Origin of the sequence: Nonomuraea sp. NPDC048826 (assembly GCF_043198225.1) — a bacterium.
Lineage (GTDB): Bacteria > Actinomycetota > Actinomycetes > Streptosporangiales > Streptosporangiaceae > Nonomuraea.
Genome location: NZ_JBICUQ010000006.1, coordinates 46,614 through 65,406, shown reverse-complemented (window position 1 = coordinate 65,406; position 18,793 = coordinate 46,614). Strand labels below are relative to the sequence as shown.

Here is an 18,793-nt window from a genome sequence, read left to right as displayed (position 1 = left end):
TGCCTGACACGACGGCCGGGAGTTGAGTGGTGGCGCGCGCGAGACCCGACGGGGCCGAGACCACGGTCGAGGTCACGGTCGAGCAGCTCGTGCACGTCGGCGACGACGACTACACCGTCGCCCGGGTCAGCGCCGACGACCGGCCCGCCTTCGTCGCCGCCGGCCGGGCGCTGGTCGGGGTGCAGCCGGGGGAGCGGCTGCTGCTCTCCGGCGAGTGGGGCGATCACCCCCGCTTCGGCGCCCGCCTGCAGGTCCGGCGGTCCGAGCGGGTCGCGCCGTCCACCGTCCGCGCCATCGCCCTCTACCTCGGCTCCGGCCTCATCCGGGGCGTCGGGCCGCGGCTGGCCCACGCCATCGTCAGCCACTTCGGCGAGGAGACGCTGAAGGTCATCGACACCGAGCCGGCCCGGCTGCGCGAGGTGGTCAACATCGGCGCCATCCGCCAGGCCCAGATCGTCGAGGCGTGGGCCGAGCAGAAGGCCGTCGCCGCCCTCATGGTCGCCCTGCAGGGCTTCGGCATCAGCCCGCTGCTCGCCGCCAAGATCTACCAGGTGTACGGCGACGAGTCGCTGCACGTGCTGACCACCGATCCCTACCAGCTCGTCGGCCGGGTGCGCGGCATCGCCTTCCAGAGCGCCGACCGCATCGCGCTGCGCTCCGGCGTCCCGGAGGACAGCCCGCAGCGCGTCAAGGCGGCCGTGGTCGACCGCATCGAGGCGGCCGCGGCCGGCGGCGGCCACTGCTTCCTGCCGCTCCGCGTGCTCGTCGCCCAGGTGGCCGCGCTGGTCGAGCAGGACGAGCCGAAGATCAGGCAGGCCGTCGACGCGCTGCACGCCGACCGCCGGGTGGTGGTCGAGGCCGCCCCCGACGACCCGTCCCGCCTGGTCGTCTACGGCAAGCAGGAGCACAGCCGCGAGGTCGCGCTGGCCGGTCACCTGGCCCGGCTCGCGCGGGCCCCGTCCACCCTGCGGCTGCGTCCCTACCAAGAGGACGACCGGCTCCACGACGACCAGCGGGCGGCGGTCAACCTGGTGCTGACCAGCACGGTCTCGGTGCTGACCGGCGGCCCGGGCTGCGGCAAGAGCCACACGGTGTCGGCCATCGCGTCCACCGTGCGGGCGATGGGCGGCCGGGTGACGCTCACCGCGCCCACCGGCAAGGCCGCCAAACGCCTGTCGGAGCTGACCGGGCTGCCCGCGATGACCGTCCACCGCATGCTCGCCCAGCAGCCGGAGGACGACGGCGCGCTGTTCCAGGAGCGGCCGGTCGAGGCCGACCTCATCGTGGTCGACGAGGCGTCCATGCTCGACCTGCAGCTCGCCACCCGGCTGGTGGCGGCCGTCCCGTCGGGCAGCCATCTGCTGCTGGTCGGCGACAGCGACCAGCTGCCCAGCATCGGCCCCGGCAGGGTGCTGGCCGACCTGCTGAGCGTCGAGGAGATCCCGCGCGTCCGCCTCACCCACATCTTCCGCCAGGCGCAAGACAGCGGCATCGTCCGGGCCGCCCACCGCGTACGGACCGGCGAGCTGCCCGCCCTGCCCGGCGGCGGCGGCTTCTGGTTCGAGGAGCTCGACGACCCGCAGGAGGTGGCCGACCGGGTGATCCACCTCGCCACCGAGGCCATCCCACGCAAGCAGGGCATCCGCCCCGACCAGGTGCAGGTGCTGTGCCCGATGCGCAAGGGCGTCACCGGCACCGTCGAGCTGGGCCGCCGTTTGCAGGACAAGCTCAACCCGCCGGGCGAGGGCGTCGACGAGCACTGGTACGGCTCCTCGGTCTACCGCGCCGGCGACCGGGTGCTGCCCATCCGCAACAACTACGACAAGGGCGTCTTCAACGGCGAGACCGCCACGGTCACCGCCATCGACCCGCGCGAGCGGCTGGTGGAGCTGCGCACCGACGACGGCCGCACGGTCGAGTACGCCTTCGACGAGCTCGACGAGCTGACCCACGCGTACGCGATCAGCGTGCACCGCGCCCAGGGCAGCGAGTATCCCTTCGTGGTCGCCCCGATCGTCATCGAGTCGGGCGGCATCATGCTGCGCCGCAGCCTCCTCTACACGCTGGTGACCAGGGCCAAGGCGTGGGTGGTGCTGGTGGGCCGGCGCGAGGCCCTGGAGATGGCGGTGCACACCCTCGGCCGCAGGCGCAACACCGCGCTGCCGCAGCGCCTGGCCCTCGCCCTGGCCCGGTAGGTCACATGCTGGGCCGGGTCGACTCGGGGTCGAGGGTCATGGCCTCGATGCGTTCCATCACCTCGTCGAGCCGGATGCCGCCGGGGAGGTGCGGGCGGCGGCGCTGCCAGGGGTGCGGCCCGGCGGGCGGGCGATACTCGACGCCGAGCGCGTCCAGCCGCCCCAGGTGCGCCTCCAGCCGCCCGGCGAAGTCGTCCTGGCCGCCCCAGGCGATCTCGGCCAGGGCGCACGCCCTGGGCCACATCCGGTAGTCGAGGGTGCGCGGGTCGGGCACCCGTTCGGTCCAGAGCTGCGCCTGCACGCCGATGACCCGCTCGCGCTCCTGCGGCGCCCAGCCGGCCGGGGCCGGGTCGAACGCCGCCACGTCGGCCACGGTGACGGTCTCGCCGATGGCCAGCGGCTCGTCCGGCGAGGCCGCCTCTGCGTAGTCGAAGTAGAGCGGGAAGACCGAGGTGGCCACCACGTCGTGGCCCGCGGCGGCGGCGCGGCGGCCGACGCCCTGGCCGCGCCACGGCATGACCACGGTGTCCTGCCGCAGGCCGCCGCTGACGAACGCCTCGTCCCACACCACCGCCCGGCTGCCGCGCTCGGCCAGGGCGTCGGCCAGCCGCCGCAGGAACCACGCCTGCAGGTCGTTGACCGTCGCCAGGCCGAGAGACTCGCGGTAGGCGTTGATCTCGGCGGAGGCGGCCCACTGGTCGAGCACCACCTCGTCGCCGCCGATGTGCACGTACGGGGTCTCGCCCAGCGCCCCCAGCAGCTCGTCGAAGATCGTGGTGAGGAACTCCACCGTGGGCGGCAGCGGCGACAGGATCGCGGGGGAGATGCCCCACCGGTCGAGCACGTCGTGCGGCTCGCCCGTGGCGCCCAGCGACGGGTAGGCGGCCAGGATCGCCGAGGCGTGCCCCGGCACGTCGATCTCCGGCACCACCGTGACCGCCCTGGCCCTGGCGTAGGCGGCGATCTCGGCCAGGTCGGCCAGCGTGTAGTAGCCGCCGTGCGGCACCTCGTCGTACGCCTCGGGCCGGCCGTACGGGTGCACGGCCGAGCGCGGCCGGTGGGACGACACCTCGTGCAGCAGCGGATAGGCCCGGCTCTCCACCCGCCAGCCCTGGTCGTCGGCCAGGTGGAGGTGGAGGCGGTTCAGCTTGTGGATCGCCATCAGGTCGACCAGCCGCATGACCTCCCGCTTGGGGAAGAAGTGGCGCGCCACGTCGAGGTGCAGGCCGCGCCACGGGAAGCGGGGCTCGTCCTCGACGCGCACCCCTGGCACGGTCCACGAGGTCGCGGCCCCGTACCGGAAGGCCTCGTCGGGCAGGAGCTGACGCAGCGACTGGGCGGCGTAGAGCGCGCCCGCCCGGCCGCCCGCGGCGATCTCGACCCCGCGCGAGCCCACCGTCATCCGGTACGCCTCCGGCCCGAGCTCCGGGTCGAGCCGCAGGTCGATCGCGCCGTGGTCGCCCGGAAGCAGGTCGAGCCCCGGCAGCGCGGTGCGGACGGCGCCGGCCAGCTCGGCCGGACCGGAGACGGTGGCCCCGGCGGTCAGGTCATAGGAGGCGGACAGGGCACGGCAGAGCTTCGGACGAGGGATCATGCCTTCAGATAGTGCTGCAAGCCGTTCGCCAGCGCCAGCGCGATCTTCTGGCGGAAGCGCGGGTCGCGGAACTTGGCGGCCTCGGCCGCGTTGCGCATGTTGCCGCACTCGATGAAGATCTTCGGCACCGTCGACAGGTTGAGCCCGCCCAGGTCGTTGCGGTAGTTGAGCGCCTTGGCGCCGATGTAGGTCGAGTACGGCAGGCCGGTGCCCTTGCGGAAGGCGTCGCGTACGGACTTGCCCAGCTTGGCCGACGCGCCCACGACGGGGTCGACCGGGCCGCCGATCTTCTTCGGCATGATGACGTGGAAGCCCTGGTGGCCGGCGCCAGCGCCGTCGGCGTGCACCGAGATCGCGGCGTCGGCCTTGGCGCGGTTGCCGATCGCCGCCCGCTCGGTGATGCACGGGCCGACGCCGTCGTTGCCGGACCGGGTGAGCTTCACCGTCGCGCCGCGGCTCCGCAGGATCTTGGTCAGGCGCTTGGACACGTCCCAGGTGAACGCCGCCTCGGTGTAGCCGTCGTTGGTCGCGGTGCCGGTGGTGTCGCAGGCCTTCCACTGGGTCAGCACGTTCACCTTGCGGTTGACGGCCTTCGGCGCGCGGTAGTTGCCCCCGTTGTGTCCTGGGTCGACGACGACGACCTTGCCGTCGAGCGGCCGGACGGCGGGGGCCTTCTCCACGGCCCCGGCCGGCTCGGACGCCGCGGCGCTCGATGTCGGCTCGGCGGCCTGACCGTCGGCGGTGGCACCGGAGACGGTGCCGCACGCGGAGGAGACGATCAGGCCGCAGAGAGCGAGGACGGAGACGGGCGGAACACGCATGGCCTCAAAAATACGTCAAGCGGGCTCCCCAAGTGTCTTCTCGGCCGAACCCCCGCCTACCAGACGTGCTCGCCGACCTCCTGGCGCTGGAGGAGGGCGGCCAGTTCCCGCGCGTCCTCGGCGTCCAGGCCGAGGACGACGCGGGGCCGGCCCCACGGGTGGTCGAGCGAGTGGGCGACGTAGCTGGCGACGGACTCCGCACCGACGTCGGTGCCCCGGCCGCGCCCCGCGCGCCACTGCGCCCAGGCCCGCTCGAGCTCGGCAGCGGCACGCTGGGCGCACGACACCAGTTCCGGATCACGCATGGCTGTCCCCCCGGATCAGATCGTGGCCGGACCGCAAGTCCGGCCACAATTAGCATGACCCTGGCGAGTAAACCGCCGGGCGGGGGCGTCACGGAGCGTGTTGACCCAGCTTTGGGTTCCTCTTAGGCAGGGCCGGTGCTGCGCCGCACGATCAGCTCCGGGGTCACCTCGCGTAGCCGGGCGGTCTTGGCCGGGTCGGAGATGCGGTCGCTCAGCAGTGTGGCCGCCGTCCGTCCCATCGCGCGGCGAGGCTGGTCGACCGAGGTCAGGGCGATGTGCTCCGACGCGGCCAGGTGGGTGTTGTCGTAGCCGACCACGGAGAGTTCGTCAGGCACCCGCAGGCCGAGTTCGGCGGCGGCGGTCAGCACGCCGAGCGCGAGCACGTCGTTGGCCGCGAAGATGGCGGTGGGCCGGGGCTCCCGGGTCAGCAGGGCGAGTGCCGCCGTCCTGCCGCCGTCCTCCGACGAGTCCGCCGCTTCGACCATGATGTACGGCGCCAGCGAGTGCCTGCGCATGGCCACGAGATAGCCCTCACAGCGGGAAGGCCGCGGCCCCTCGATGTGCGCGATGCGCTTGTGCCCGGCCGCGACCAGATGGTCGATCGCCAGACGGGCGCCGTGCTGGTCGTCGTCGACCACGATGTCGACGCCGTCGAGCTCGATGTCACGTTCCCCGACGACGACCGTCGGGGTGTACGAGGTCGCTTCGATCAGGGTCTCGCTGGTGGGCGCTATCCCTAACAGCACCAGCCCGTCGACCCGGAGCTCCAGGAAGGCCTCCACGGCCTCGTCCTCGAACGCGGGGTCCCACTGGCTGTTGCCGATCAGCATGCGCAGCCCGTCGCCGTGCAGGCTCTCCTGCAGGCCGTCGAGGAACTCGGCGTAGAACGGGTTGTGCAGGTCGGCGACGAGCGCGCCGACGAGGTGCGTGCGGCCTTCCACCAGGCTGCGCGCGACGGCGTTCGGCCGGTAGCCGAGCTCTCGGGCCGCCTGCAGCACGGCCTGGCGCCGGTGCTCGCTCACGTGCGGGGATCCACGCAGCACGAGTGAGACCAGCGATTTCGAGACGCCGGCTCTCTCGGCGACGTTGCGGATGGTGGGCCTTGGTCGAGGCAGCGCGTCTACCTCTCTCAGCTCGGTGATGGTCGATGTCTTGACTGGCGGTCCTGGCATGTGTCTCCCCCGCGTTGCGAAGTTGGGGCACCTGTACCACCAAACGATCGAGTTCGCCGCAGGGTACGGCTTCGGTTCGGGAAGCCCGGGAATCGGCGTGCATCCGCAGGTCACAGGTGGGCGGGACCGGAGCGCTCAGAGGCTCGACGGGCCGCGAGGACCGTTCACGCGCGACTACGGGGCGCGCCTGCGGGGTTGTTCAAGCAGGGTGAGGCGATGGGAAGGCAAGCAGGGTGAGGCGATGGAAGGATGGCGCCGGGCGGGCGGCGCCAACTCCCCTGTATGACGTCCGAGTCGTCACTGGGGTGGACCGGGCCGGGTCGGCCTGGCCCACCGTGAGAACCCCCCTGGGACCGGTGACGACTCCGGTCTCACTCCGAGCGCTGCTGCGGAATCCCCGCCAGTAGCGCGCGAACCTCGGTCTCCCGGTAGCGCCGGTGACCGCCGAGGGTGCGGATCGACGTCAACTTGCCCGCCTTGGCCCACCGGGTGACGGTCTTGGGGTCGACCCGGAACATGGTGGCGACCTCGGCGGGCGTGAGCAGCGGCTCGGCCTCGGGTGTACGAGCTGACATTTCTGCGGCCTCTCCTCCGTGTGGACCGGCTTCGCGATCCTGCGACTGCCTTTGCGCGTGTCACGGATGTCCCTCTATGGCCCAGAGCGTGCGGCATTCCTGGGCCATATGCGGCATCACCCGATGTGACCATACCGCCACGCAGAGCGATTGGCGAGCCCTTCTTTGACCCAACTGCCCGCCCCTGCGGCGATGTCACGCTCGGTGATTCTAGCGACACGTTTCGTGGTATCGCAGTGAAAACGGCAAACTACTCAGTTCGCAGAAGTGAGCAGCCGCGAGTCATGACCTACTCATGCAGGTCAGACGGCCGTATTGGGGTTCAGTTGGACGATTCCAGAAGTTGCATTGACTTCCAACGCAGGATGACCCTCTGGTACATGGCATAGGCAAGCTCTTCTTGACCCGTGTCCAGCCCCGTCAGGGCCGCGGAAAGCTCCGCCACCGACTGGTCGGCCTGCAGCGCCTCGTCGTCCATCAGGTGCACCAGCCCGCCGTAGTCGAGCTCCACCAGCGAGTGCGGATGGAACTCCTCCAGCCACCTGGCGACGTCCTCGACGTCCAGGTTGGGAGCGGCGTCGCCGAGGTTGCGCCGCAGCACCTGCAGCGCCCGCGCGGCCCGCCGCCTGGCCTGCGCCATGGACGTGACGTAGATCAGGTTGCGGCCGGTGGCGGTCGTCACGTCCTGCCCCGGCGCGGAGGCGCCGAGCACCAGCCAGCGCTCGTTGCCGTCGAACGGCACGAACCAGGACGGCGGCACGTGCCAGGCCGTGGTGCGGATGTGCGTGCGCAGCGCGTCGGCGCCGGCGGTGCGCTTGTAGCGGTCGAAGTCGTCGGCCGTCTGCTCGGCGATGGCGTTCGGTACGAACCGGTCCATCAGCTTCACCGGGATGCTGCCCCGCAGCCGTGAGAAGGCCAGCCACGAACGCAACCGGGTCTGCCAGGGGCAGACGTACAGACGATCCTCGACACGCCGCAGGTAGGCGTTGGGGCTCTCCTGCGCGGGTACGGGATGAGGAGGCATGCCGAGCAGGCGCCTGACCGATTCCCCGTGTTCGGCTTGGAGCGCGTTGGCCCGGCGCGGACGATCGCGCGAGTCGGCGTAGTCGGCCCAGACCTTGCGCTCAGATTCGGAGAACGCGGTCAGCGGCTCATAGACGCGGAGGTAGGCGGCATAGGGCAGCACGGAGGCATCGTGTCATGAAGCCAACCCGCCGTGCATCGTCGTGCCTACTACGCTGGAGTGATCTCCGCCGCAAAGGGGCGGCGGACCGGACAGGGAGTCACTACCGTGACCGACGTCTTCGGCTCGTCCCACAAGGACGTCCACGAGCAAGTCGTCTTCTGCGCCGACGAGCAGAGCGGCCTGCGTGCCATCATCGCCATCCACAACACCGCGCTCGGCCCCGCACTCGGGGGCACCAGGTTCTACCCGTACGAGAGCGAGCAGGCGGCCCTGGCCGACGTGCTCAGCCTCGCCAAGGGCATGGCCTACAAGAACGCGCTGGCCGGCCTCGACCTGGGCGGGGGCAAGGCCGTCATCATCGGCGACCCCGCCCGTGACAAGAGCGAGCCGCTGCTGCGCGCGTACGGGCGGTTCGTCGAGTCGCTCGGCGGCCGCTACATCACCGCCTGCGACGTGGGCACCTTCAGCGAGGACATGGACCTCATCGCCCGCGAGTCGCGCTTCGTCGTCGGCCGCACGCTCGCCCACGGCGGCGCCGGCGACTCCTCGATCCTGACCGCGTACGGCGTCTTCCAGGGCATGCGCGCCTCGGCCGAGCGGGTCTTCGGCGCCCCGACGCTGCGCGGCAGGCGGGTGGGCGTCGAGGGGGTCGGCAAGGTCGGCCACCGCCTGGTCGACCTGCTCCGCGAGGACGGCGCCGAGGTGGTGGTCTGCGACGTCAGCGAGCAGGCGATCGAGCGCGTCAAGCGGCGTCACCCCGAGGTCGACGTGGTCGCCGACGCGCGCGAGCTGACCGGGGCCGACATCGAGGTGTTCGCGCCGTGCGCGCTGGGCGGCGCGCTGGACGACGCGACCGTGTCCAGGCTGCGCGCCAAGATCGTCTGCGGCGCGGCCAACAACCAGCTGGCCCATCCCGGCGTCGAGAAGCAGCTCGACGAGCGCGGCATCCTGTACGCGCCCGACTACGTGGTCAACTCCGGCGGCGTGATCCAGGTGTCCGACGAGATCGGCGGCTTCGACATGGAGCGCGCCCGGTCCAAGGCGGCGCAGATCTACGACACGACCTTGAAGATCTTCGCGATAGCGGCCGAGGAAGGCGTACCGCCGGCGGTCGCAGCGGATAGGCTAGCCGAGCGCAGAATGTCGGAAGTCGGGCGGATTAGGGGCATATGGCTAGGGCGTTGACGCCCCGAGGTCATACGACGTACCGAGCTGGGCACAAAACAGGTACGGTAATAGGCGAACGATAGGCTGACGCCCGAAGTCAGGGCGGCGTCAGCGTGTGGTGCGTTAGCGACGAGGGGTCGGGAGACCCCACACGAGGGGGTCGAGCCAATGGGGCGCGGCCGAGCAAAGGCCAAGCAGGTCAAGGTTGCTCGCCAGCTGAAGTACAACAGCGGTGGCACGGATCTTGACCGACTTCGCGACGAACTCGGGGTCGGGGACTCCAGCAACGACGACGCCGACGACCTCAACGACGAGCTGGCGGATCGGTACGCCGATTACGCCGACGACTACGGGGACGACGACGGCCGCGCGTCCGGCGGCCGTTAGGCGTCCTTCCTCTCCTCGTTGACCGTGGCGGGGTGGCCGGCGTACGCCGGGTTCCCCGCCCGAACGGGCAAGCCCCACGGGTGACCGTGGGGCTTCGTCACGCTCGCGTCGTGCCGGCGACGGTGAACCTCTGCCGGACGAACGCGCCGCTCTCCAGGGCGTCCACCACGGCCGAGGCGAAGTCGCCGACGCTGCACCGGCTCTCGCCGTGCTCGTCCACGACGGGTTCCTCCTGCGCGACGGCCCGGTAACCGCCGGTGCGCTCGCCCGGCACCAGGTGCACCGGGGGCGGGCTGGCGTACGACCAGTCGACGTCCGAGCCGTCACGGCGCAGGATGTCCAGCGCCTCGGCCTGGTCCAGGGCCGTCTGGCGGTACTGCCCGGGGAAGTCCGGCGCGTCCACGAAGCGCCGGCCGTCCGGACCCAGCAGGCTGCCTCCGCCCCCGACGAACACCAGCCTGCCGACGCGCGCCTCGATCAGGGCGGCGGCGGCCGCGGGCACGAGCTTGTCCGCGCCCTTGACGGCGGCGACCACGGCGTCGTGCCCGCTCACGGCGGCGCGGATCGCCTCGGGGTCGCGCACGTCCACGTCGGCGCTCGACAGGACGCTGACCTGGTGGCCGCGCCGGGCCGCCTCGCGGGCGACCGCGCCGCCCAGGTTCCCCGTGCCGCCGATGACGGCGATGCGCAGGCCGGCGTGCCGGTCGAGGAAGCCCGCGATCAGCGGGGCGATCTCCGGCAGCTTCTCCTCCAGCGCGAAGTGGCCGGTGTCGAGCACGTGCAGCTCGGCGTCGGGCAGGTCACGCAGGTAGGCGTGCGCGCCCGGCTCCGGGAAGAACGGGTCGTGGCGGCCCCACACGATCAGCGCCGGCGGCCGGTGCTCGCGCAGCCACGCCTGCCACCGCGGGTAGAGCGCCACGTTGGACCGGTAGTCGAGGGCCAGCGCCAGCTGCGCCTCCTTGCGTCCCGGCAGGTCGAGGAAGTGCTGGTCGAGCGTCCATCCGTCGGGCGCCACCAGGGCGGGGTCCTCCGCGCCGCCCTCGTACTGGCCGCGCGTGACCGGCAGGGTGAACAACGGCCCCAGCGCCTCGGCCGGCGCCTGGATGGTCTCCCTGGCCTGCTCGGACAGGCCTTCCTCGTACGCGTTCGCGTTCTGCACGATCAGCCCGGCGATCCACGCGGGATGGCGGGTGGCCAGCCGGAACCCGACGGGACCGCCGAAGTCGAACGCGTACAGCACGAACCGGGACAGCCCCAGCTCCGTCACGAACCCCTCGATCACGTCGGCGAGCCGGTCGAAGGTGTAGGTGAAACCGTCCGGCGTCTCGGTGTGGCCGAATCCGGGATAGTCGGGCGCGATCAGCCGGTGCCGCCCGCCGAGCGCGTCCATCAGGCGCCTGTACTGGTGCGAGGCCGAGGGGAAGCCGTGCAGCAGCAGCACCGGCACCCCGTCCGCCGGCCCGGTCTCCCGATAGAAGACCCGCACGTCGCCGACGTCGGCGAACCCGTGCCGTACCTGGGGAATGTCCATGGCTAATGCCCTTCTGATGTGAAGATGCATTAGGTGTAACACCGCGGTGCCTAATGGGTCAACCGGGTGATGTAGCGTTAGGTTCATGGAAGCACTGACCGGGGAGCCGCTGGCGCTCGACCTGATCAACACCCGCGCCCACACGCCCGAGGGCGACGTCGACTTCCTGGAGACGACCGACGGGCTCGCGATCTGGCTGCGACGGCAGTCGGAGCGGCTGACCGTGCCCCCGCTCTCCGACGAAGGGGCGGAGGCGGTCAGGAGCCTCAGGGCGCAGATGGAGACGGCGATCACCGCCGCCGCCGACGGCGCGGAACCCCCCGCGGGCGCGGTCGCCGCGCTGAACGAGGCCGCCCGCCGCGCCCCCTCCTACCTGGCACTCGGCCCCGCAGGGGTGACGACCCGCCGCGACGCACCGCCGCTGGACCGGCTGCTCGCCGAACTGGCCGAATCCGCCATCACCCTGCTCGGCGGGCCCGACACGGCGAAGATCAAGTCATGTGAGGCGCCGGGCTGCCGCATGCTGTTCTTGCCCGCGCACCCGCGCCGCCGCTGGTGCTCGCCGGAGCTGTGCGGCAACCGCGTCCGCGTCGCCCGCCACTATCAGCGGGCCAAGAGCGGTCAGCGGTAGCGGGCGCGGCCCTCGCCGGCGACGACCTCGCCCAGCACCCACGCGGGCAGCCCGCGGCCCACCAGCAGGCGGACCGCCTCGTCGGCGACCTCGGCGGGCACGATCGCCGCCATGCCGACCCCCAGGTTGAACGTGCGGTCCAGGTCGGCCTGGGCGATGCGGCCGTGGCCCGCCAGCACCTCGAAGATCGCCGGAGGCGTCCACGACGAGCGGTCGAGCACCGCGTCCAGGTGGCCGGGCAGCGAACGGGACAGGTTGCCCTCCAGCCCGCCGCCGGTGATGTGCGCGTACGCGTGGACCTCGACCGTACGGGCCAGCTCAAGACAGTCGAGCGAGTAGATCCGCGTCGGCTCCAGCAGCTCCTCGCCCAGCGGCCGGCCCAGCTCGGGCAGCACCGCGTCGAGCGAGAGGTCGGCCTCCTTGAGAACGTGGCGCACCAGCGAGTAGCCGTTGGAGTGGATGCCCGACGACGCCAGCGCCAGCACCGCGTCGCCCTCGCGCACCCGGTCGGGGCCCAGCATCGCGTCGGCCTCGACGACGCCCGTGCCGGCGCCGGCCAGGTCGTACTCGTCGGGGCCCATCGCGCCGGGATGCTCGGCCGTCTCGCCGCCGACCAGCGCCGCGCCCGCCAGCCGGCAGCCCTCGGCCACCCCGCCGACGATCTCCGCGACGCGCTCCGGCAGGACCTTGCCGCAGGCGATGTAGTCGGTCATGAACAGCGGCTCGGCCCCGCACACCACCAGGTCGTCGAGGACCATGCCGACCAGGTCGACGCCGATCGTGTCGTGCTTGCCGTAACGCTGCGCGATCATGACCTTGGTGCCGACCCCGTCGGTGGACGTGGCCAGCAGCGGCCGCCGGTACCGCAGCAGCGCCGAGGCGTCGAACAGCCCGGCGAAGCCGCTGGCGTCGTCGACCACCTCCGGCCGGCGCGACCTGGCCACCTTGTCCTTCATCAGCGCGACCGCGCGCTCGCCCGCCGCGATGTCGACGCCGGCGGCCTCGTAAGTGCTCACGCCTTGCTCTCCAGCACGAACTTGCCGACGTTGTCCTCGTCGATCGGGATCGGGTAGGAGCCGTCGAAGCAGGCCCGGCAGAGCCGCTCGGCGGGGATCGTGGTGGCCTTGGTCAGCCCTTCGAGCGAGATGTAGCCGAGCGTGTCGGCGCCGAGCGAGGCCCGGATCTCCTCCACCGACAGCGAGCCCGCGATCAGCTCTGCGCGGGTGGCGAAGTCGATGCCGTAGAAGCACGGCCAGGCGACCGGCGGCGACGAGATCCGTACGTGCACCTCGCTCGCGCCGGCCTCCCGCAGCATCTTCACGATGGCCCGCTGGGTGTTGCCGCGCACGATCGAGTCGTCGACCACGACCAGGCGCTTGCCCTCGACGATCTCGCGCAGCGGGTTGAGCTTGAGCCGGATGCCGCGCTGGCGGATCGTCTGCGACGGCTGGATGAACGTGCGGCCGACGTAGGAGTTCTTCACCAGGCCCTGGCCGTACGGGATGCCGCTCTCCTGGGCGTAGCCCACGGCCGCGGGGGTGCCCGACTCGGGCGTCGGGATGACCAGGTCGGCCTCCACCGGATGCTCGCGGGCCAGCACCCGGCCCACCTCGACCCGGGTGACCTGCACGCCGCGACCGGCGATGGTGGTGTCGGGACGGGCGAGGTAGACGTACTCGAACAGGCAGCCCTTCGGCTCCGCCAGCGCGAACCGCCGCGACCGCACGCCGCGCTCGTCGATCGTGAGCATCTCACCAGGCTCGATCTCGCGGACGAACGTCGCGCCCACGATGTCGAGCGCCGCCGTCTCCGACGCCACCGCCCAGCCGCGCTCCAGCCTGCCCAGCACGAGCGGGCGGATGCCCTGCGGGTCGCGCGCCGCGTAAAGCGTCTTCTCGTCCATGAACACCAGCGAGTAGGCGCCCTTGACCTGCGGCAGCAGCTCCGCCGCCGCGTCCTCGACGGAACGGGTGCGATCCTGCGCGAGCAGCGTGGTGAGCACCTCGGTGTCGGTGGTCGCCCGGGTCGAGCCCGGAGCCAGCCGCTCGGCCAGCACCGGGGTGTTGATCAGGTTGCCGTTGTGGGCCAGCGCGAGCCCGCCCACGTCGGTCGAGCTCAGCGTGGGCTGCGCGTTCTCCCACACACTGGAACCGGTGGTGGAGTAACGGCAGTGGCCGATGGCCAGGTGGCCGCGGAGGGTGCCGAGCACCGACTCGTCGAAGACCTGGGCCACCAGGCCCATGTCCTTGTAGACGAGGATGCGGCTGCCCTCGCTGACCGCGATGCCCGCGGACTCCTGGCCGCGGTGCTGCAACGCGTACAGCCCGTAGTAGGTGAGTTTGGAAACTTCCTCGCCTGGCGCCCAAACGCCGAACACGCCGCAGGCGTCTTGCGGCGCGCGGTCGTGGGGGTCCAGGTCATGGCCGAGCCGGCCGTCGCCCTTCAGCACGTGCTTCAGTCTAGGTCGGCCGACTCCGTGCTCGCACACCCGGGTCCGCATACCCGCTGGCCTGCGTCCATTTGCAGAAGGATGACCGCCGACTTACCCGTGTCGCCAGGTTTCAAGTCCCGCTCCCGCGAAAAGGTGAAGTATCCGGCATGCAGACCCCGTCGGGAGAGCAGACGTGACCACACCTGGCGACCCGAACCAGCACCCCGATCCCCCCGAGGACCGTCCCTGGTGGGCCGAGGGCGCCCCGGACGAGCCCGACGACGCGTCGGCGGCCTCGCCTCGCGCGTCCGGCGACCAGGGAGGGACGGAGGAGCCCGCCGAAGGTGAGGAACCTCTCGCCCCGAAGCCTCCCGTCGTCCCCCGCCCGGACCAGCCCGCCCCCGGCCCAGGACCGGTGCGCCCCGAACCCACGCCGCGCCCCGAACCCACCCCGCGTCCGGAGCCCATGCCGCGCCCCGAGCCCCGACCAGAGCCGGAGCCCGGGCCCGCGCCCGAGGTCCGGCCCGCGCAGCCGCGCCATCCGGACCTGCCCGAGTCGCCCGAGGCGCCGCCGCCGACCCAGGTGCCCGACGAGCGCGACGCCGAGCAGACGGCGGTGTTCGAGATCCCGGGCCGCGGCGACCCGGGCCGCGCCTACCCCACCCCGGGCGGCACCCCGGCCTACCCAGGCTGGGAGAACATCTCCGAGGGCGAAACCACCCCTGACGTGGCCCCGCCCCCCTCGCGCTACGAGGAGCCCTCCGGCACCCGCCCGGAACTCGGGGCGGACGAGACCCAGGTGTTCGGCACGCTCCCGACCAGCGGACCTCAGACGTACGGCGCCCACCGCGACCACCCGGAAGGCAGCCCTCAACCCTACGGCGCCCACCGCTACCAACCAGGCGAGACCATCCCCACCTACGGCGAGGACTGGACACCTCCCGAGAGCGGCGCCGAAGAGGGTGCCCGCACCCCCGAGGAAAGCGGCGACCAGGACCGCTACGGAGCCCATCCCGAGCCCGAAAGCCCCACCGCCACCCCGCCCGGCGGCTCTGCGGCAGTAGGACCGTACGGCGGATCTGCGGCTCCCGAGGGGTCGGCCAGACGACCAGCGGAGGCATCTACGGAGGGCGGGGGGCCTCACGGCGGGCCTGCGGCTCCTGAGGGGTCGGCCAGAGGACCGGCGGAGGCATCTACGGAGGGCGGGGGGCCTTACGGCGGGCCTGCGGCCGGTGGGAGGCCGTCGGGGGAGCCGCACGGGGGGCATGCGGAAGGCGGCGAGCCTTATGGGGGGCGGTCTGAAGGGGGCCCCAGCGCCTTCGGCGGGCCCTCGCCGTACGGGGGACCCTCGGAGGGCGGGACTTCGCCGTATGGCGGGCCCGGGGGCGGGGCGCCGTCCTACGGCCATCCCGAGAGCGGGACCTCGCCTTACGGCGGGCCGGAAAGCGCGGCCTCGGCTCCTCCGGGATCCGGCGGGTCGCCCTATGGCGGGTCCGAGGGCGGAGGCTCGCCGTACGGCCGGCCGGAGGGCTCCTACGGCGGGCCGGAAGGCGCGGGGTCCCCGTACGGCGAGCAGGGGGCCGTGCCCGGGACGTCGCCGTCGAGCCCGTACGGGGGACCGCCGGGCGGCGGATACCCCTATGGAGGACCGTACGGCGGATGGCCGGCGGCGCAACCCGGCAGCGGGCTGGCGACCGCGTCACTGGTGCTGGGCGTGGCGAGCCCGTTCCTGGTGTTCGTGTGCTTCACCGGGCTGCTCACGGCGATCCTGTCCATCGTGTTCGGCATCGTGGCGCTGGTGCGGCGGGTGGGTAAGGGCCGCGCGATCACCGGGATCGCCTTCAGCGTGCTGGCGTTGCTGCTGTTCGGCGCCGTGGCCATCTGGTTCTGGGACATCGTGCGGGAATGCGGCCAACTGCCCGGCGGCCTGGCGGACCGCTGCTTCGAAGAGCGAATCCCCTGGATGCGAGGCCCCAACTGAGGCCATGCCCTGACAGCCTCGTCCGAGCAGACCCGGACCGGACAACCGGACCCGCCGGGCCCGCACCTCGCCAGACAGGCAAGCCGTCAGGCCTGTGCCTGTGTCCCAGGAGGACCGGCTACAGCGGCAGGTGGTCTGATAGGTCGGCGCGGGCGCCGCTGGCGGAGATGGTGCCTTGGGCGAGGGCTTCGGACCAGGTGAGGCGGCCGGTGGCGAGGTCGATCCAGGTGCGTGGGTCGGTCTCGACGACGTTGGGCGGGGTGCCGCGGGTGTGGCGGGGGCCGGCGACGGCCTGGACGGCGGCGTACGGCGGGACGCGGACCTCGACGGTGCGGCCGGGCGCGATGGTGGCGAGCCGGTCGAGCAGGTGGCGCACGGCAAACCTGGCTGCCGCGCGCTCGGGCTGGAGGCCGCGGTCGTAGGCGGCCCGCACGGCGGTGACGAGCGCGTCGGCGAGGGCCGTGGCGGGCCCGTCGTAGGGCGGCTGGTCGAGCGCGACGAGCTGGTCGTCGAGGGCGGCTCTCAGTTTCTCCGGGTCGAGCTTGCGTGGCGGCACCGCTCCATTGTCCTCCGGGCGCCGGAGCTGAGTGCCAAGCGTTCCTCTCAACGATCTTCCAGGGGTGCGGGGTGCCAAGCCTTCCTCTCCACGGTCCGTCGGGCGCGGAGGGTAAAGCGTTCATCGAGGAGGCGGTGTTCGTTCACCAGGGGTTGGGATGGCGACCGTAGCGTCCCGGCGGGAGAACCGCGCACTACCTTGGAGGACCTTGTGGCGAACCTGTCGCCGCGCCGGCTGCTGCCGCTGCTTTCCACCCCGCACAAGGGTGGCCGATCCGCGATGACCTGTCAGTTCCGTTGCGGCGACCAGTGCGCGCACGAGGTGGCCAACATCAGTGACAACCCGTACTTCGGCGAGGTGGTGGAGAGGGCGTTGTCGCGCCGGGGCGTGCTGCGGGCCGGGGCGCTGGGCGCGCTGGTGACGGGGGCCGGGGCGGCGTTGGGGGCGGCCCCGGCGGCGGCCGACCCGGGCAGGCGTGGCGGCGCACGCAAGGGCCTCAGGTTCGAGCCGGTGGCGCCGAACACGGACGACGCGCTGCGGGTGCCGGCCGGGTACCGGGCGGCGGCGGTGGTGCGCTGGGGTGACCCGGTGCTGCCTGGCGCGCCGGAGTTCGACTTCGACAACCAGACGCCCGAGGCCCAGGCCATGCAGTTCGGCTACAACTGCGACTTCGTGACGTTCTTCCCGCTGGGCCGGGACCGGGGCCTGCTCTGGGTGAACCACGAGTACACCGACGAGAACCTGATGTTCCGCGGCTACACCGGCGGCGCCGCGGCCTCCGAGGACCAGATCAGGATCGCGATGGCGGCACACGGCGGCTCGGTGGTCGAGGTGGAGCGGGTCCGCGGCACTGGCGAGTGGCGGCTCGTCACCCGGGGGCGCCGCCGCTACAACCGGCGGGTCACGGTGTCGACGCCGATGCGGTTCACCGGCCCCGCCGCCGGCAGCGACCTGCTCAGGACGGCCGCCGACCCCGCGGGCGTCAGGCCGGTCGGCATGCTGAACAACTGCGCAGGCGGCACCACCCCGTGGGGCACGGTGCTGACCGCCGAGGAGAACTTCAACCAGTACTTCGTCAACGGTGACAAGGTCCCGGAGGCGCAGAAGCCGTACATCGCCCGCTACAGCATCCCGTCGGGCGTCTCGGGCCGCCGGTTCGACCGCGTGGACGAGCGCTTCGACCTGGAGAAGCATCCGAACGAGGTGAACCGGTTCGGGTGGATCGTGGAGATCGACCCGTTCGACCCCGACGCGACGCCGGTCAAGCGGACCGCGCTGGGCCGCTTCGCGCACGAGGCCGCGACCACCACGCTGGCCCGTGACGGCCGGCTCGTCGTCTACATGGGCGACGACTCGCGGTTCGAGTACGTCTACAAGTTCGTCTCCAAGGGCCGCTACGTACGTGGGAACGACCGGCACAACCGCGGCCTGCTGGACGAGGGCACGCTCTACGTGGCGAGGTTCACCGGCGACAGCCCGGAGCAGGAGCTCGACGGCTCCGGCAGGCTGCCGTCCGACGGCGCCTTCGACGGAACCGGCGAGTGGATCCCGCTGGTCAGCGGCGACAGGTCGTTCGTCGAGGGCATGACGGCCGCCGAGGTGCTGGTCCACACCCGCAGCGCCGCCGACAAGGTGGCGGCCACCAAGATGGACCGTCCCGAGGACGTGGAGCGCAACCCGGTGACCGGCGCCGTCTACGTCGCGCTGACCAACAACGCCAACCGCACCCCGGCCCAGGCGGACGAGGCCAACCCGCGCGCCGCCAACAAGCACGGCCACGTGCTTGAGCTGGTCGAGCGGCGCGACGACGCGGCGGCCACGACGTTCGCCTGGTCGGTCCCGCTGGTCTGCGGTGACCCGGGGGACGCCTCGACCTACTTCGCCGGGTTCGACAAGAGCCGGGTGTCGCCGATCTCCTGCCCGGACAACCTGGCCTTCGACCCCGACGGCAACCTGTGGATCTCGACCGACGGCAACGCGCTCGGCGCCAACGACGGCCTGTTCGTGATGCCGGTCCAGGGCCGGGAACGCGGCCACGTACGCCAGTTCCTCAGCGTGCCGGTCGCCGCCGAGACCTGCGGCCCGCTGATCAGCGAGGACGGGCGGAGCGTCTGGGTCGCGGTGCAGCACCCGGGCGAGGCGGACGGCGCGACCCCTGACCGGCCCGCCAGCCGCTGGCCGGACGGGGAGGGCAGTCAGCCGCGGCCGTCGGTGGCGGTGGTGTGGCACGAGCGCGGCAGGAAGATCGGTTCTTGACCTCA

At 72.2% G+C, this 18,793-nt stretch carries 16 protein-coding genes; 6 read left to right on the top strand and 10 right to left on the bottom strand.

Annotation, left to right across the window (positions count from 1 at the left end; genetic code table 11):
- The first annotated feature begins 29 nt into the window (after positions 1-29).
- On the top strand, positions 30-2,195 hold the full coding sequence (locus ACGFI7_RS22090) for an ATP-dependent RecD-like DNA helicase (protein WP_393407315.1): 2,166 nt from the start codon (positions 30-32) through the stop codon (positions 2,193-2,195).
- Position 2,196: 1 nt separating this feature from the next.
- Here the strand turns inward: ACGFI7_RS22090 and ACGFI7_RS22085 are convergent, their stop codons facing one another.
- The 6 genes from ACGFI7_RS22085 to ACGFI7_RS22060 form a co-directional block, all read right to left on the bottom strand.
- The gene (locus tag ACGFI7_RS22085) at positions 2,197-3,789 is read right to left on the bottom strand and encodes a beta-N-acetylhexosaminidase (protein WP_393407313.1); all 1,593 of its coding nucleotides are present in this window, start codon (positions 3,787-3,789) and stop codon (positions 2,197-2,199) included.
- Positions 3,786-4,610 (bottom strand): N-acetylmuramoyl-L-alanine amidase, encoded by an 825-nt coding sequence (locus ACGFI7_RS22080; RefSeq protein ID WP_393407311.1) that lies wholly within the window; start codon positions 4,608-4,610, stop codon positions 3,786-3,788. The genes ACGFI7_RS22085 and ACGFI7_RS22080 overlap by 4 nt, the downstream gene beginning before the upstream one ends.
- 56 nt (positions 4,611-4,666) lie before the next feature.
- Positions 4,667-4,915, bottom strand: a complete 249-nt coding sequence (locus tag ACGFI7_RS22075) for a hypothetical protein (RefSeq protein WP_049572779.1) — start codon at positions 4,913-4,915, stop codon at positions 4,667-4,669.
- 122 nt (positions 4,916-5,037) lie between these two features.
- Positions 5,038-6,087 carry a LacI family DNA-binding transcriptional regulator gene (locus ACGFI7_RS22070; protein WP_393407309.1) on the bottom strand — a complete coding sequence of 350 codons (1,050 nt, stop codon included), beginning with the start codon at positions 6,085-6,087 and terminating at the stop codon, positions 5,038-5,040.
- A 371-nt stretch (positions 6,088-6,458) separates the two neighbouring features.
- Positions 6,459-6,662: a developmental transcriptional regulator BldC gene (gene bldC, locus ACGFI7_RS22065; protein WP_013133571.1), complete on the bottom strand. Its 204-nt coding sequence runs from the start codon at positions 6,660-6,662 to the stop codon at positions 6,459-6,461.
- A 322-nt stretch (positions 6,663-6,984) separates the two neighbouring features.
- Positions 6,985-7,848: a hypothetical protein gene (locus ACGFI7_RS22060; protein WP_393407306.1), complete on the bottom strand. Its 864-nt coding sequence runs from the start codon at positions 7,846-7,848 to the stop codon at positions 6,985-6,987.
- Positions 7,849-7,953: 105 nt separating this feature from the next.
- Between ACGFI7_RS22060 and ACGFI7_RS22055 the strand changes: the two genes are divergently transcribed.
- Both ACGFI7_RS22055 and ACGFI7_RS22050 read left to right on the top strand, forming a co-directional pair.
- Positions 7,954-9,033: a Glu/Leu/Phe/Val dehydrogenase gene (locus ACGFI7_RS22055; RefSeq protein WP_393407304.1), complete on the top strand. Its 1,080-nt coding sequence runs from the start codon at positions 7,954-7,956 to the stop codon at positions 9,031-9,033.
- Between the two features lie 150 nt (positions 9,034-9,183).
- On the top strand, positions 9,184-9,402 hold the full coding sequence (locus ACGFI7_RS22050; RefSeq protein WP_393407301.1) for a DUF3073 domain-containing protein: 219 nt from the start codon (positions 9,184-9,186) through the stop codon (positions 9,400-9,402).
- 97 nt (positions 9,403-9,499) lie between these two features.
- Here the strand turns inward: ACGFI7_RS22050 and ACGFI7_RS22045 are convergent, their stop codons facing one another.
- A complete protein-coding gene (locus tag ACGFI7_RS22045; RefSeq protein ID WP_393407299.1) occupies positions 9,500-10,933 on the bottom strand; it encodes an alpha/beta fold hydrolase in 1,434 nt (477 codons plus the stop codon).
- Positions 10,934-11,018: 85 nt separating this feature from the next.
- Between ACGFI7_RS22045 and ACGFI7_RS22040 the strand changes: the two genes are divergently transcribed.
- Positions 11,019-11,564, top strand: a complete 546-nt coding sequence (locus tag ACGFI7_RS22040) for a CGNR zinc finger domain-containing protein (protein ID WP_393407296.1) — start codon at positions 11,019-11,021, stop codon at positions 11,562-11,564.
- Here ACGFI7_RS22040 and purM read toward each other — a convergent pair.
- Positions 11,555-12,580 (bottom strand): phosphoribosylformylglycinamidine cyclo-ligase, encoded by a 1,026-nt coding sequence (gene purM / locus ACGFI7_RS22035; protein WP_393407293.1) that lies wholly within the window; start codon positions 12,578-12,580, stop codon positions 11,555-11,557. The two genes, ACGFI7_RS22040 and purM, sit on opposite strands and share 10 nt — an antisense overlap.
- Positions 12,577-14,013 carry an amidophosphoribosyltransferase gene (purF, locus tag ACGFI7_RS22030; protein ID WP_393407291.1) on the bottom strand — a complete coding sequence of 479 codons (1,437 nt, stop codon included), beginning with the start codon at positions 14,011-14,013 and terminating at the stop codon, positions 12,577-12,579. The genes purM and purF overlap by 4 nt, the downstream gene beginning before the upstream one ends.
- Before the next feature lie 175 nt (positions 14,014-14,188).
- Between purF and ACGFI7_RS22025 the strand changes: the two genes are divergently transcribed.
- On the top strand, positions 14,189-15,976 hold the full coding sequence (locus tag ACGFI7_RS22025) for a hypothetical protein (protein ID WP_393407289.1): 1,788 nt from the start codon (positions 14,189-14,191) through the stop codon (positions 15,974-15,976).
- A gap of 118 nt (positions 15,977-16,094) precedes the next feature.
- Here the strand turns inward: ACGFI7_RS22025 and ACGFI7_RS22020 are convergent, their stop codons facing one another.
- Positions 16,095-16,532, bottom strand: a complete 438-nt coding sequence (locus ACGFI7_RS22020) for a sterol carrier family protein (RefSeq protein WP_393407287.1) — start codon at positions 16,530-16,532, stop codon at positions 16,095-16,097.
- A gap of 210 nt (positions 16,533-16,742) precedes the next feature.
- Between ACGFI7_RS22020 and ACGFI7_RS22015 the strand changes: the two genes are divergently transcribed.
- On the top strand, positions 16,743-18,788 hold the full coding sequence (locus ACGFI7_RS22015) for a PhoX family protein (RefSeq protein WP_393407284.1): 2,046 nt from the start codon (positions 16,743-16,745) through the stop codon (positions 18,786-18,788).
- Positions 18,789-18,793 lie beyond the last annotated feature (5 nt).